The organism is Sphingomonas faeni (genome assembly GCF_040407505.1).
GTDB classification, from domain to species: Bacteria; Pseudomonadota; Alphaproteobacteria; order Sphingomonadales; family Sphingomonadaceae; genus Sphingomonas; species Sphingomonas faeni_E.
In genome coordinates this window covers 85,332-100,139 of sequence record NZ_JAPZPQ010000002.1, presented here as the reverse complement: position 1 = coordinate 100,139, position 14,808 = coordinate 85,332, and the positions used below count along the sequence as shown (strand labels likewise).

At 65.9% G+C, this 14,808-nt stretch carries 10 protein-coding genes and 1 tRNA gene; 2 read left to right on the top strand and 9 right to left on the bottom strand.

Annotated features, from left to right (window positions below):
* Positions 1–14: 14 nt before the first annotated feature.
* From O6X71_RS07020 to O6X71_RS07010, 3 genes are all read right to left on the bottom strand, one after another.
* Positions 15–1,457 (bottom strand): NAD(P)-dependent oxidoreductase, encoded by a 1,443-nt coding sequence (locus tag O6X71_RS07020; protein ID WP_353465187.1) that lies wholly within the window; start codon positions 1,455–1,457, stop codon positions 15–17.
* Positions 1,458–1,608: 151 nt separating this feature from the next.
* Positions 1,609–2,418, bottom strand: coding sequence for an undecaprenyl-diphosphate phosphatase (locus O6X71_RS07015; protein WP_353465186.1), 810 nt, complete (start codon positions 2,416–2,418; stop codon positions 1,609–1,611).
* A gap of 58 nt (positions 2,419–2,476) precedes the next feature.
* Positions 2,477–3,430 carry a complex I NDUFA9 subunit family protein gene (locus tag O6X71_RS07010; protein ID WP_353465185.1) on the bottom strand — a complete coding sequence of 318 codons (954 nt, stop codon included), beginning with the start codon at positions 3,428–3,430 and terminating at the stop codon, positions 2,477–2,479.
* Between the two features lie 112 nt (positions 3,431–3,542).
* On the opposite strand from O6X71_RS07010, the gene O6X71_RS07005 reads away from it, so the two are divergent.
* Positions 3,543–3,629, top strand: a tRNA-Leu gene (locus O6X71_RS07005).
* Positions 3,630–3,944: 315 nt separating this feature from the next.
* Here the strand turns inward: O6X71_RS07005 and O6X71_RS07000 are convergent.
* Positions 3,945–4,445 carry a hypothetical protein gene (locus tag O6X71_RS07000; RefSeq protein WP_353465184.1) on the bottom strand — a complete coding sequence of 167 codons (501 nt, stop codon included), beginning with the start codon at positions 4,443–4,445 and terminating at the stop codon, positions 3,945–3,947.
* Positions 4,446–4,640: 195 nt separating this feature from the next.
* On the opposite strand from O6X71_RS07000, the gene O6X71_RS06995 reads away from it, so the two are divergent.
* Positions 4,641–4,865: a metal-sensing transcriptional repressor gene (locus O6X71_RS06995; RefSeq protein ID WP_353465183.1), complete on the top strand. Its 225-nt coding sequence runs from the start codon at positions 4,641–4,643 to the stop codon at positions 4,863–4,865.
* A 12-nt stretch (positions 4,866–4,877) separates the two neighbouring features.
* Here the strand turns inward: O6X71_RS06995 and lysA are convergent, their stop codons facing one another.
* The 5 genes from lysA to O6X71_RS06970 all read right to left on the bottom strand — a co-directional run bounded on the left by lysA (position 4,878) and on the right by O6X71_RS06970 (position 14,728).
* On the bottom strand, positions 4,878–6,110 hold the full coding sequence (gene lysA, locus O6X71_RS06990) for a diaminopimelate decarboxylase (protein WP_353465182.1): 1,233 nt from the start codon (positions 6,108–6,110) through the stop codon (positions 4,878–4,880).
* 20 nt (positions 6,111–6,130) lie between these two features.
* On the bottom strand, positions 6,131–6,394 hold the full coding sequence (locus O6X71_RS06985; RefSeq protein ID WP_353465181.1) for a hypothetical protein: 264 nt from the start codon (positions 6,392–6,394) through the stop codon (positions 6,131–6,133).
* A complete protein-coding gene (locus tag O6X71_RS06980) occupies positions 6,391–6,906 on the bottom strand; it encodes a methyltransferase domain-containing protein (protein ID WP_353465180.1) in 516 nt (171 codons plus the stop codon). The genes O6X71_RS06985 and O6X71_RS06980 overlap by 4 nt, the downstream gene beginning before the upstream one ends.
* A gap of 14 nt (positions 6,907–6,920) precedes the next feature.
* Positions 6,921–7,184 carry a hypothetical protein gene (locus O6X71_RS06975; RefSeq protein WP_353465179.1) on the bottom strand — a complete coding sequence of 88 codons (264 nt, stop codon included), beginning with the start codon at positions 7,182–7,184 and terminating at the stop codon, positions 6,921–6,923.
* Between the two features lie 311 nt (positions 7,185–7,495).
* Complete coding sequence (locus tag O6X71_RS06970; RefSeq protein WP_353465178.1) at positions 7,496–14,728, bottom strand: autotransporter outer membrane beta-barrel domain-containing protein; 7,233 nt, start codon at positions 14,726–14,728, stop codon at positions 7,496–7,498.
* Between the last annotated feature and the right edge of the window lie 80 nt (positions 14,729–14,808).

Below are 14,808 nucleotides of genomic sequence, written 5' to 3'. Positions count from 1 at the left end.
ACCCTGTTCATTGCTCATGCCGCCACCTTCGCGTTGGCCGCCTTGGTCTTCAGCCATTTGTGCATCGTCGCGGCGACGTCGCGGCCGTCGCGGATCGCCCAGACGACGAGGCTCGCGCCGCGGACGATGTCGCCTGCTGCGAACACGCCGTCGAGCGAGGTCATCAACGTCTTGCCGTCGACCAGCACGGTGCCCCAGCGGCTCACGCCCAGTTCCGGCGTTGCGAACAGCGTCGGCAGATCCTCGGCATCGAAGCCGAGCGCCTTGATGACGAGATCGGCATCGACCGAATAGTCGCCCGCTGGATCGGGTTCGGGTGCGCGGCGGCCGCTCGCGTCGGGGGCGCCGAGACGCATTTTCCGGACCTTGACGCTCGACACCATTTCACCGCCATCGAAGCTCTGCGGGCCGGAGAGCCAGACGAACTCGACGCCTTCTTCCTCCGCATTGGCGACTTCGCGCTGCGAGCCGGGCATGTTGGCGCGGTCGCGGCGGTAGAGGCATTTCACCGACTTGGCGCCTTGGCGGATCGCGGTGCGGACGCAGTCCATCGCGGTGTCGCCGCCGCCGATCACGACGATGTCCTTGCCCTCCGCGTTGAGGCTGCCGTCGTCGAACGCGGGAACGGCGTCGCCAAAGCCCTTGCGGTTCGAGGCGACGAGGAAGTCGAGTGCCGCGACCACGCCGTTCGATCCGCCGCCCGGCAGGTCCATCGCACGCGCCTTGTAGACGCCGGTCGCGATCAGGATCGCGTCGTGGCGCTGGCGGAGATCGTCGAGGCTCGCATCGTCGCCGACCGCGAAGCCTTCGTGGAAGACGATTCCAGCGGCCTTCAACCGCTCCACACGGCGCATGACGATCGGCTTTTCGAGCTTGAAGCCGGGGATGCCGTAGGTGAGCAAGCCGCCGGCGCGATCGTAGCGGTCATAGACGTGCACGTCATAGCCATGCCCGCGCAGATATTCCGCCGCGGTGAGACCAGCTGGTCCCGCACCGATCACGCCGACCGACTGGCCGCGCGACTTGCCGGGGACCAGTGGTTCGACCCAGCCATTCTCCCAGGCAGTGTCGGTGATGAACTTCTCGACCGAGCCGATCGTGACCGCGCCGTGCCCGGTGAATTCGATGACGCAATTACCTTCGCAGAGCCGGTCCTGCGGGCAGATCCGGCCGCAAATCTCGGGCATCGTCGAGGTCGCGTTGCTGAGCTCATACGCCTCGCGCAGCCGACCTTCCGCGGTCAGCCGGAGCCAATCGGGGATATGGTTGTGCAGTGGGCAATGGACCGAACAATAGGGCACACCGCACTGCGAACAGCGCCCGGCCTGCTCCTCGGCGGGCTGGACCGCGTATCGCTGCGCGATCTCACGGAAATCCTCCTGCCGCTCATCCGCGGTGCGCTTTGCCGGATAGGATTGCTCCCGCCCGACAAACTTTAGCATCGAATCGTTCGCCATACATGCCTCCGACAGCCGCGTTATTGCGCCATCGGAAACTTGTCACCGTGAAATCGACCAGTATGTCAGGATTGCTGCCGTATTAATCGGTCAATTCAGTCAAATTATCTAAGAACAATTCTCAACAAGACTTATTGATACCGAAACGGACCTACTTGCTGAGCAGCCAGACCAGCGCGGCCGAACCGGCAGCTACCCGGTACCAGGCAAAAGGCACGAACCCATGCTTGGTGACGATCCCAACGAACCACTTCACGACCAGCAGCGCGACGACGAACGATACCGCAGCGCCGATCGCGATCGCGCCAAGCCCGACACCGCCGCCGCTAGCGATCGCATCGCGGTTCTTCAGCAGTTCGAGCGCGCTTGCCCCCAGCATCGTCGGGATCGCGAGGAAGAAGCTGAACTCGGCCGCAGTGCGCCGCTCGACGCCCAGCGCCAACGCGCCGAGAATCGTCGCACCGGAGCGGCTGACGCCGGGGACCATCGCGAGGCACTGGAGGAAACCGATGCCGATCACGGTCTTCAGCGGGATGTCCGCGACGCCGCTGATGTCGCTGCGCGGTGCGAACCGCTCGACCGCGAGGATCGCGAACCCGCCGACGATCAGCGCGATCGCGACGACCTCAGCATTCCCGAGCAGCGCCTCGATATACTTGTGCAGCGCGAGGCCGATGACCGCCGCCGGGATGAACGCGACGACCAGGTTGCGCAGGAACAGCCAGGATTTCGGCTCGCGCTTGATGAGCCCCATGCCGACCGCCCAGAACGTCCGCCAGTACAGCACGACAATCGCGAGGATCGCGCCAAGCTGGATGACGACGTTGAACACCTCCCAGCGCCCCGCGTCATAGCCGAGCAACCGTGTCGCGAGGATCAGGTGCCCGGTCGAGGAGACGGGCAGGAATTCGGTGATCCCCTCGACGATGCCGAGAAGGATGACGGTGAGAAGTTCGGTCAAGCGGGAGCTCCGGCGCGGTAGGTCAGGGCAGTCTCAAGGGTAGGTAGCACGCGCAGGATCAGGCGACATGAACTTCCGCATGCGTCTCGGCGCGACGACCGAACCGTCCGGCCTTGCGAAAGCGCACCAGCCAGCCCGGTGCGACCGTCGACAGTGGTGTAGCCTCGATCCCGAACGCGGCAAGGCCATCGGTGCCGGTAACGATATTGTCGGTCTGCAGCATCGTCCACTGGTCCTTGGTGATCGGTGCCCCCGGCAGGAAGCCGCCCTTGGCGATCAGCGCGCCGGCAAAGTCCGGCAGCTCGACGATCGAAGGGTTGCGCCCGATCGTCTTGGCGATCCAGCGGATGAGATTGCCCATCGTGATTATGTCGGGCCCGCCGAGTTCCAGCGTCTGGCCGCCGAACGTCTCGGGATCGGACGCCGCTGCGACCACCGCGTCCGCCACGTTGCCGACGAACACCGGCTGGAACTTCGCGCCCGCGCGCAGGACCGGCACGACCGGCGCCTTGGCGATCATCCCGGCAAAGCGGTTCACGAACTGGTCTTCCTGGCCGAACACGATCGACGGTCGCAGGATCGTCGCGTTCGGGAACGCCTCGAGCACCGCTGCCTCGCCCTGTCCCTTGGACTTGCCGTAGGCCGAAGCGGAGGCGGGATCGGCGCCGATCGCCGAGACGTGCACGAGCGCCCCGACGCCGGCCTTCGCCGCAGCCTGCGCCACCGTCTGCGCGCCGAGTGCCTGGACGCGCTGGAAATCGCCCGCGAGCACGCCGACCAGGTTCACCACGACATCCGAGCCATGCACGGCATGCGCGATCGTCTCGGGCTTGGTGACGTCGGCACCGACGAACTGCGTCTGGCCGAGCCCGCCGAGTGGCTTCAGGAAGAACGCCTGCCGCGGATCGCGCTGCGCGATGCGGACGCGTGCACCCGTCGCCAGCAGCGCCTGTGCGACATAGCGGCCGACGAAACCGCCACCCCCGATCAGCGTCACCAGTTTGTCGTTCATCGCGCGTCCGTCCACTTTGTTTTGCCTGCCAATCACGAATAACCCCTTGCCCCAGCAAGAGGCGTGTTGACAAGCATCGCGACCCTCCCCTAGAGGCGCCCTCCTACCCCGTGCCCGGATGGCGGAATTGGTAGACGCACCAGCTTCAGGTGCTGGCGATCGCAAGGTCGTGGAGGTTCGAGTCCTCTTCCGGGCACCACTTCTGGTCAAAGAATGGCATTGCGCCTTCTTTGACGGGAAGTCCTACAGTGACACGGGTTTCAGGACATGAAACTGGGCCTGAGATGACAATCTCCCGGTCCGACACCTACGGTGCGCTGACGAACATCTGCGGTCTGATCTACCGCCCGTTTCCCGGAACCCAACATTGGTTCGTCTGCACTCAGACCAAATCGGGTTCGCCGTTCTGACGGCCTTGGACCGATCCAAAAAACCATGCTTCGGTCGCAAGGGAGGAAACCATTCGCCTTGGAATGACTGTGCTCTGGCATCGGTGCCGGCAGCTAGGGCACAATCACCGCGCGCCCTGCACTACCGCAGGTGGGAGCCAATCAGGATCCAGTCGAACGGGATAATCCGCAAAGAAGACAGGTATGGCATCGCTCGCACCATGTTCCGCACGGCCGAGGACGTCAGTCAACCACCCTGCATAAGCCCAGTCTCGGCCATCGCCCTTTTGCGCGATGATCGGAAAACGCTGGATGAAGAGAACGGCGAGTTCGCGGGCGGAGCGTCCAGCGGCGTCCTCCCAGCCGAAATAGCGATCCTCGCTTCCCGAAGAATGGTGGGCTATCTCATCGTTGGGCGTGCTGGCTAGAAACGATATGCCGTCGGCCGCAATATTACCGGCATGCGTGATCGCGCAGCGCCAATGCAATCCGCTCGGCGACATACCGGAGTAAAATCTGAGACGCTGATAGCCCGCCTTGTGAAGTTCGTGAATCATCGACAGGAGTCGGGTGGCATTTCGAATAGAGAGCTGCGCAGACGGCTGCATGGAGATTCGTCGGGCCATGCAATCCTATAGATTAGGGAACGTAGCAGCGTCACGCGGCGAATGTCGCAACCCCCGACGTGCACGTCCAATGCTCCCACTGCACACTGCAACTTGCCTGCGAGGATCGAGCGGATGCCCATGATTTGGAGCGCTTCCCGGCACGCTGCTTCGCTAACCAAGACGCGTGCGCGCTGTCCTACGAACGATGAAGCAATGGAAACTGAGCCACGTTTCGAACGTGCGATCGAGCAAGACCGGGAGTGCACGCGGGTCCTGCAACAGGCGACCTCGTGCCGCGGCGAGCTCGACGGGTTCATCGCCGGAGTGATCGAGGATCATATCCGCGAGCACATGATCGATCCCGCATCGTCGCGTGACGATCCCCGCACGGTCGCGGCCGAGGAGCTGGTCGAGATCGTTCACGCCTACCTCACCTGAGCGCCGCCGCCTCTATGCAGCGAACTCCTTGGGGAGATAGCGATCGGCGACGATCTCGAACCGGTCGCCGTCGACCAGAACCTGCGGGCTGAGCGCGCGGCAGTTGTAGGTCGAGGCCATCGCCGCGCCGTACGCGCCGGTAGCGTGCAGCACGGCGAGATCGCCGCGGCGGACACGGTCGATATCGCGCGCGACCGCGAACACGTCGCCGCTTTCGCAGACCGGGCCGGCGATATTCGCGACCATCCGCTCGCCGTCCGGCATGACCGCTTCGAAGCGGTGAAAGGCATCGTACAGCGCCGGCCGCGCGAGGTCGTTCATCGCGGCATCGACGATCACGAACGGATGGTCGGCGCCAGGTTTCACCCAGATCACCCGCGTCAGCAGCACGCCGGCGAGCCCCGCGACCACCCGTCCCGGCTCGAACGTGAGTTCGACGTCCCAATCGCGCGTGACCCGCGCGACCATGGCGGCATAGGCGTCAAGCGTCGGAACCACGTCGTCGGCGCGATAGGGTATGCCAAGGCCGCCGCCGAGATCTACGCGGCTGACGACATGGCCGCGCGCGCACAAGTCCGCCACGAGCCGGCCGATCCGGTCATAGGCTTCCTCCAGAGGCGCGAGATCGCGCAACTGACTGCCGATGTGCAACGCGACCCCGACCAGGTCGAGACCCTCGAGCCGTGACAGTCGGTCGTACATCGCCGGGACGTCGGCGATCGCCACCCCGAACTTGTTGCCGCGCCGTCCGGTCGAGATCTTGGCATGCGTGCCGCCATCGACGTCGGGATTGATCCGCAGCACGGCGGTCGCTCGCCTGCCGTGCGCGCGTGCCAGCGCGGCGAGCACCTGCCCCTCCTCCTCCAACTCGAGGTTGAACTGCCCGACGTCGGCAGCGAGCGCGTCGGCGAGTTCGCGGTCGGTCTTGCCGACGCCCGAGAAGACGATGTCCGACGCGGCGATCCCCGCGTCGAGCGCGCGCCGCATCTCACCGCCCGAGACGATGTCGGCGCCGAAGCCACACCCGGCCAGCAGGTGCAGCACCGCGCCGTTCGGGTTCGCCTTGACGGCAAACGCGACCCGCACCCTCGGGAGGATCGACAGCGCCGACCTGAAACGGTGTGCGGCATCGCGCAGCGCCGCGGCGGAATAGACGTGGACGGGCGTTCCCACCGCCTCGGCGATGACGGGCAGCGGCACGCCTTCGGCGCACAGGACGCCGTCCCGCGGACTGAAATAAGTCATGAGTGCTCGGTGTCCGGTCATCAGGAATGAGGCGGAGCGACGCGCCGGCGGGAGCGACGAAGGCGCACGGCGTGGATCGCTTCGGCGGTATGCCCATGACCATGACGTTCGGCCCGCAGCACCACCACCACGCGCTTGCCGTTGATCATCAGCGTCAGGCCCAGCAACGCGATCGGAAACACGAGCATCGCCATCGCCGACCCATTCATTGCCGCGGCCACGCCACAGGCTCCGACGGCCAGCACCACGCCTATTCCGCGCCAGAGGATATCGCGCCGGGTCATGCCGCGATTCCCCGGACATGGCATGCGGCATCATCGGTGATGACGATCCGCCCGGCGTTCCGGACCGCACGCGCTGCCTCTGGACGACGGTCTCTCGCGAGGTCGTGGCAGATCACGATATCGGCCGGCAGGTCCTGCTCGTCGCGCAAGGCCGTGATCATGTCCGCCGCCTCGAAGTCCACACCGAGCGCCGGGTCGGCAGCACGCCTCGCCGCCAACCGCGCGCGGCCGATCAACAGCGACGATCGATCGATCCCATGCCCCTCCACGGCGGTGAATCCCAGCTGCCTCGCATGTCCCAGCGCATGCAGCAGCAGCGTTCCGGCACCGCAGTCGGCATCGACGATGCGGACCGCATGCCGCCCGCTGGATCGTAATGCCAACAAGGCGGCCTCGATACGAGGCCAGCGCAGGTCATCGACCGCCGCCTCCGAGCCGTGTTGCGCACGACAGGTCCGCTTGACCGCGCCGACGACGGTACGCGACCAGATAGGTAGAGTGTGGACGTTCATCGCCATTCCTCCCCTCACGCCGCGCGCGGCAAGGCGCGCTCGTCGCGACCGACGGGCGTAAAGGACACCAGTGGCGTGAGCGGCAGCTCGGCGATCTCGACGCTGGCATGGTAGATATCCCGCTCGGCCTGCGCATAGCCCATCGCGGCACCGTAGGAGATGAAGCGGCCTTCGAGAGTGCGCCGGCTGTCCTGGACCAGCCAATGGCCTGCGCGATCCTGGCCGACATAGATGACGAGCCCGGTAGGATCGGGCTCCGATATGGGTTCGGACGACATTTCGCCTGAGTGCCTTTCGTATCGCGAGCGTCCTGCCCGCCCCAGGTATGTACGGGTCGCGGCATAGCGCTTCGAGATCGATCCAGGCCTATCGCATAGTGCGCGCATAGTTTTGCGCTCGCAACCGTATCGGCGGTCAAGGAAGCGTTCGATACTGTCGGCGGCCGCTTAGTCGTGCTGTTCGGCTTCACCGTTCTGACCGCCCCGCCCGCCGCGGCAAACGGCAGGCGTGGCTGTTGGTACCAATACCGGCCGGCAGGCAGGGCACACCGCGTTTCAAAGATAAAACGCGGTATGCCCCAACGCCGAAATCAGAACCTCAGGCGCAGACCAGCGGTCAGGCTTTCCTGATGATCGTCGCGACCGGTCTGCGAGCCGGCCGAGGCGAACAGGTCGAGTCCGCTCGGCAGACGATACGCGATCCCCGCCGCCGCCGTGCCGACCACCCGCGCTCGCTGCGCGCCGAGCGCCACCAGACCCAGACCTCCGCCGGAATATCCGGCGACAGCGTCGGTCCGCGTGCCCTCGATCTGATACCGCGCACCGAGCGACACGAACGGACGGAACGGGTTCGTCGATGTCTCAGGACGGGCAAACGACATCCCGGCATCGGCAAAGCCGGCGACATGCCGGTCGCGCGCAACGGTCAGCGCGAACGGACTGCCGCCCGTTTCCGCCACGCCGTCGCGCGTGGTGCGGACATAGGTGACACCGGCGCGCGGGCGAAGCGTCCAATCCGACGCCATGTCGAGATCGTAGCTGACCGACACGTCGCTGACCCAGCTGTGAAGGTCATACCGGCCGTTCGCGGACGCCGTCCCCGGCAATGCGCGGTCGGTCCGTGCCGTTCCACCGTCGTAGAGGACCGATGCGGTCAGGCCGAACCCGCCCTGGGTAAGGTAGCGGCCATGAACGCCCGCAACGACGCCGTCGAGCTTGGTCCGTGCCCCCAGTGCGTCGATCTGCTGGCGATCGTTGAGATAGCCGGCGAAACCGCCGATGCTCCAGCTTGCGTTGCCGATACCGATGCCACCCAGGAAACCGTAGCTTCGGCTCTGCGCCATCGCGGTACCCGTGGCCGGGTCGCCGCCAAGCCGGTGCCACCCGCCCAGCGTCTGCGCGAACGTGAAGGCGTGCGTGTCGTCTCCCGAAGTGCCGAACGCCGAGCCACGCGCGACGCTGGTGAGTGCGAGTGCATTGTCGACACCGACCTGCGTTGCGGATGCGTAGGCTTCAGGCGTGATCTGCGCGAACGCCACAGGGTTCGACGCACCGCTGGCGGTCAACAGCGATGGCAGCGCGTTGAACAGCGTACTCGTCGCCGGGACCGCCGCAAGCGTCGCATTGGCATAACCGATGCTGCGCGTGACCTGCGGCGAGAAGGCGGCATCACCCAGGAACTGGCCGAGCAACTGGATCCGGTCGGCGCGCTGGACCACGAACCCGAACAGCGTGTCCGGTTTGATGACCGTCGAATAGCTGCCGGTGATCCCGCCGCTCGCGACGATCAGGTCGTAGGAGGTGCCGGGACGCAGCGTTCCGCTCGGCGCCAACTGAAGCGTCGCACCCGACGCGATCGTCAGCGTGCCGTTGATGAGCAGCTTGTCCGACACCGTCGGCGTGATCTCGAACAGCGAGACCGAGCCCGATTGCAGCGCTACGTTGCCGTTCACCGTCATCGTGCCGGGCGACGCGCCCGGGCTGAGCGTGCCAGCGACCGTCAGGTTGGCGTTGACCGTGCCGGCCGACCCGAAGGTCGCGCCCTGACGAACGAGGATCTGCGAGGCGCCGATCGTCGAACCGGCGAAACCGACCAGCCGTCCCCCGGCGAGGTCGACGTTGCCGAACGCAGCCGTACCCGTCACCGTCGCAAAGCCGCCCGACATCGTGAAGGCCTCGACATTGGCGACCGAGCCGAACGCGACCGGCGTGGACTGGCTGCCACCCGATACGGCGATCGTGTCGCTGCCTGCACCGCCATCGACCGATCCTGCAAAGGTGCCCGCGATCGTGAAGCGGTTGTCGCCCCCGGCGAACACGACCTGCGACGCGACCAGCGATGCGCCGGCCACAATCGTCAGATCGCTGCCTGCCAGCACACGGTCATAGGCGTGCGCGCCGCCGAGCGACAATGTGCCGGTACCTTCGGTCGCAAGCGTTTCGAACCCGCTCAGCACGGCACCGAGGGTGCGATTGCCCGCCAGTTCGATCGTCGCGACGTCGGTCCCGGCTCCACCGGCGATCGTCCCGTTCAGCGTGCCCGTAGCGGCAAGGCGGAAACTGTCATTGCCCGCGCCCAGGTCGATCGTACCCGCAAGCATCCCACCGCTGGCGACGGTGACCCGCTGGTCGCCGGCGCCGAACGTGAGTGCGGCCCCGGCGGTGCCAAGTGTACCCGTCACGGTCAGCGCACCGCCTGCGAGCGCGACCTGTTCGAAGCCCGTCGCCGTGCCCGCCAGCGTGACCGGCGCCAGCGCACCGAAGCGCAGCGTGTCGTTACCCGCACCACCGTCATAGCGTCCCGCCGCGCGCGTCGTACCGAGCGTGAGACCGTCGTCGCCCGCACCCAGCGAGACGCTGGCGATATCACCGTCGACGCTCAGCGTTTCGGCCGCCGCCGATCCCGTCACCGCGCCGACGCTGTAGCCGGCCAGTGCGAGGTTCAGTCCCGTGCCGGTCAGCGCGATCTGGTCGAGCCCCTGATCGAGCGTCAGCGACAGCGTACCGGAACCCGCCACGCCCAACCGCTCGAACCCGGTCCAGGTGCCGAGGCCGGAACGATCGCCAGCGAGGATCACGGAGTAGAGATCGTTGCCCGCACCACCATCTACGCCACCGACAACGCGGCTGTTCGGCTGTGCGACGAACTCGTCGTCTCCATCGCCCAGCGACACGGCACCGCCGACCACGCCGGCATTGACGAAGCGATCGTTGCCACCCAGCAGCATGACCGAACCTGCGATCGTCCCGTTGTTGATCACCGTCTCGGCAGCGTCCGAGCCCGTCAGCGTGACGGCGCCGTCGCTGGCCAGTGTCTCGCCAGCCGCGATCGTGACGGTCCCCATCGACACGCCGATCGTATCGAAGCGAAAATTGCCCGAATAGGCGACACTGCCCTGGCCGATCTGGCTGAAGCGTTCGAAGTTGATGAACTGGTCGCCGTTGACCGCGCCGCCGCCAGTGGCATCGACGATCAGGCTGTCGAGCCCGGTACCGCCATCGACGGTACCGAGCAGGGTCGCACTCGCCAATTGCAGGAAGCTGTCGTCGCCGGCGCCGAGGACCACGTTGCCTTCGATCCGGCCGCGGTTCTCGATGGTATCGTTGCCCGCAGCAAGGTCGATCAAACCGGTGATCGTGCCGGCATTGACGATCCGGTCGTCCGCGCTGCCGATCGTCCGGATCGCACCAGCGGGGTAGCCGGACGTGTCCGATCCCCCGCTGCCGACAGCGACGCCACCACGGATCGTGCCGGTATTGGTCAGATCGAGTTTCGCGTCATAGGACAGGATGGCGGTCGAGCCGGTGCCGGTCGCTTCGATCAGGCCTCCGCTTGCGTTGACGACCGTCGCCGTAGCAGGCGTGTTGCTGTTGATCAGCAGCGCGATGCTGGTGTCGCCATTGGCGCGGATCGTGCCGGAATTGACGACGTTGATCGTCAGGGTGGAGTCATTCGATTGGCTGGCCGCATCGACCAGCACACCGATGCCATCGTTGCCGGTCGCCTCGATCGTGCCCGAATTGTTGAGCGACACCGTGCCGGCCGCGGTGCCGGTATCGACATGCAGATCGACGACGATACCCGACGCGCGGGTGATCGTGCCGCTGTTGACGAGCGAAACCGACGCGGGTGATGGCGCTACGCCATACGGTCCGTAATCGGCATAGGACGACGCGAAGAGCCCTCCGACGATGGTCCCGCTATTGGTCGCCGCGACCGAACCGTTGAAATAGTTCAGCAGCGACACCGCCATAGCGTCGACGCCCGCCGATATCCGTCCGCTGTTGGCAAAGTTTATCGCCGAAGCATAGGCGAGGACGGTATCGTTGCTGCCGTCGTTTTCGAGCGTGCCGTTGTTGTCGAAGTTCAGCGCGGACGCTTGGTTGAAATACACCGCGGTGTCCGCCAGCGCGGCGGTGCCGATCGTACCGGTGTTGGCAAAGGATGCCGTCCTGAGCACGGCGCCCCCCGCGATCGAACCGGCATTGGTAATCGATGCGAGCGTCTGATCGACAGGAAACAGCGGGTTGGCGTCGAACGGGTTGGACAGCGGATAGGGCAACTCGGTCGTCATCCGGCCCGCTATCGTGGCCTGGTTCACGACACTGCCGTCACCCGTCAGATACAGATCGCCCGCAAACGGGCTTGATGCCGTTACCGTGGCGACCGTGTCCGCGCCCGCCGCCTGCACCAGCGCATCCTCGAAGTTGCGAAGCCCAGCGAAGTCGATCGCCATCGTGCCGCTGCTGGCGAGTACGCGGCCGTAAATGTCATATCCCGCACCACCATCGACGATGCCGGAAACCCCAAGCGTGTCCCCGGTCTGGAGAAGCAGATCGCTGGCGTCGCCGAACAGCAGGTCGCCCGCGACCGTACCGCCGGCGGCGACGAAGGTGCTGCTGGCATAGGACCGCGTCGGCGCGCCGGCGTAATATGGGAACCCATATCCCATATCGACCGTGCCGTTCACCGCGCCCGCATTGGTAAAGGTGCCGTAGTAGAGGCGCACCGCGGTTCCGCCGGTACCGGTGATCGTGCCGCCCGACGCATTGGTGATTGCGGCGGACGCAGAAGTGTCGTTGCCCGAAATGGCGATGCCACCGGTGCTCGACAGGGTGCCCGAATTGACGATCTGCCCGCTGTTGTACGCGGTTACCGCGACACCGCCGACACGAATGGTACCACGGTTGTCGAGCGTTCCAGCGACGACGCCGCGCGCGACCGCACCGCCGTCGATCTGCGCGATGATGCCGGTGTTGGTGACCTTGGCGCCGGAGATGCCGACGCCGCCATCGAGCAGGATCGAGCCAGCGTTGGTGACGGTCCCGCTACCGCTGCCGAAGCCGCCGACGATGCCGGCCGAACCGCCGTTCGCATTGCGGTCGATGACGGCGATCGTGCCAAAATTGGTGAAGCTGTCGTCGTAGCCAAGGCTTACGCCCGTACCCCCACCGTTTGAACTGCCGGTCGCGCGTGTCACCGTGATGGTGCCATGGCTGCTGATCGCGAGCGCCCCTGTCGGGCTGCCGTACGACGCCTGCGTCGCCAGGATACCGTCCACGGCAAGCGCGGACGTCGTCGTGTTGGTCGCCAGGTCGGCGTAAAGGTCGATGCTGCCGGTACCGGCGACCAGCACTTGTTGCGTGACTGTCGCTGGCGCGGTCAGGGTCAGGGCTGCGCCGTCGGTCAGCTCGTATGCGGCATTCGCGAACGGACCGACGGGTCCCAGGACGGCGGATTGCGCACCCGTCACGCGGTAGCGCAGCTTGGCGCCACTCGCGGCGGTGACCGAGCCCGTGATCCCCGCGAACAGGCCGGGGCCGGTGTTGACCAGATCGGTGAACAGGAGGCCGCCGGATCCAAGCACGAGATTGCCGTTCAGGACACCGCCTGCCTGCGATATATAGCGCTGGCTGCTGCGGCCCGGATCGGCATAGGTCAGCGAGACCGCACCATTGATCGTGCCGGCGTTGACGACGGATTCGTTGAACACCGTGCCGGTGATCGCCTGACCGCCATTGCCGATGACGCCGCCTGCGTTGTTGAACACCACGCCGTACGCATCGAGTACCACCGCAGTACCGTTGCTGTTGGTCGCCGTGATGGATCCGGTGTTGGCCAGGTACGCACTGGTCTGCACGCCGACCTGGGCACCCTGGATCGTCCCGCTGTTGGTCGAAAGGATGCCGACGTTGCCGCTGAGCCGTGCGCCGACGCCTGCGGTCGAGCGGATCGTCCCGCTGTTGGTCAGCGTGTTGCCGAAAATCTCGACGCCGGTGCCAGCGACGGTGAGCGTACCGTCGTTGACGACACTGGCCTGCGAGCTGTTGATACCGCCTCCGGCCGACACGATCGTACCGCTGTTGACGATCCGCGAATACCCGAACCCGCCACTGATCGCGTAGGCCGATGCGTTGCCGGCCTGAATGCTACCCTCGTTCACGAAGCGCTGCACGTCGGGCGACGATACGCCGTTCAGGACGAACGCCGTCCCGGCCGTGACGATCGCCGCACGATTGACCAGGGATCCGGCGCCAGCCACTTGGATGGTCGTCGGCGCGACGAAGCCCGCACCGAGCGTGGTCGTCACGCCCTTGTCAGTGGCGATGGCGAACTGCTGGAACCCGTTCAGCAAAGCGACCGGCGTCGCGATCGTCGTGTCGCTGCCGATCGCGATCTGCTGCGTGTTGATGCCGCCGCCGGCGTCGATCGTGCCGGTGATCCCGGTGACCGGGGTGGCGGTGCCGTCATAGCGGACCACCAATGTGTCATAGCCGGAGCCGAACACGACCGAGCCGTTGATCCGGCCCTGCGACGAATCGATCAGGCTGCTGCTGTTACCGGTCACGACGTTGCCGGTAATCGTCCCCCGGTTGACGAGGTTGAGATAGCCGGTGCCGTCGATGGCGGTCGCGCCGCCGCTGGAGATCTGCCCGCCCGCCTGGTTCTGCACGACCAGATACGAGGACGACAGCGCTGCGCCTGTGCCCGCATTGGCGATCGTGCCGCTGTTGGTCAGCGTGCCGATGGTCGAACTCACGATCGTCGCGGCGGTGCCGTTCGATCGGATCGTGCCACTGTTGGTCCATGTGCCGGGATTGATCGTATAGGGATAACGCGTGTTCGCATCGCCACCCGTCAACGCACTGCCGCTGCCGCCGTCGATCAGCCCGGCATTGTTCAGCGCGGCGACCGGGCCGGCGATGCTGCCCGAGATCGTACCGGTCGCCCGGTTGGTGATCGTATCGAACGCCGACCAGGATGTCGTGAACCCGTTGGTGGTCGTGGCGACGTCGCCGCGCAGCGCGACCCCACCGGACCCCGTGATCGTGCCGGCATTGTCGACCGTGGCGAGCAGCTGGCCATAGAGGCTGCCGGCCGTCCGCCCCATGACAAGGCCGGTCGACCCCGACAGGGTCGCACCATCCGTTACGGTCAGCGCCAACCGTGTCGTACTGCCGTTATACAGTGAAGTCGGCCCCGTCAGCAGCGTGATGCCGCTTTGCGTGCCGCCGGTTACCTGCCCGGATATGAGGATGGTTTCGGTGATCGTCGGGACGGTGTTGGGCACCTCGATCGTGATCGCCGATCCGCCCGCATTGGTGACGGTCGCGCCGCTGGCGACGGTTACCGTCGTGCCTGGCGTCGTTACGCGGATGCCGTCGACGTCGGTGCCGGTGCAGGTGGTGGTGCCATTCGCCAGCGTCGGGTCTGGCGCACATTGCGCAAAAGCGGGGGCCGCCAGCGCCAGCGTCATGACCAGAGCGCTCGTCTGCAATGCGCGTGCGCGGACACGCCGCGCCGACGACATACTTCCCAACATGTAATATCCCCCAATTTCCATCAGACGCCTACCGGACGACGAAGCCCTTTGTCTAGGAAAGTCGGCAATGGAACGCGGCC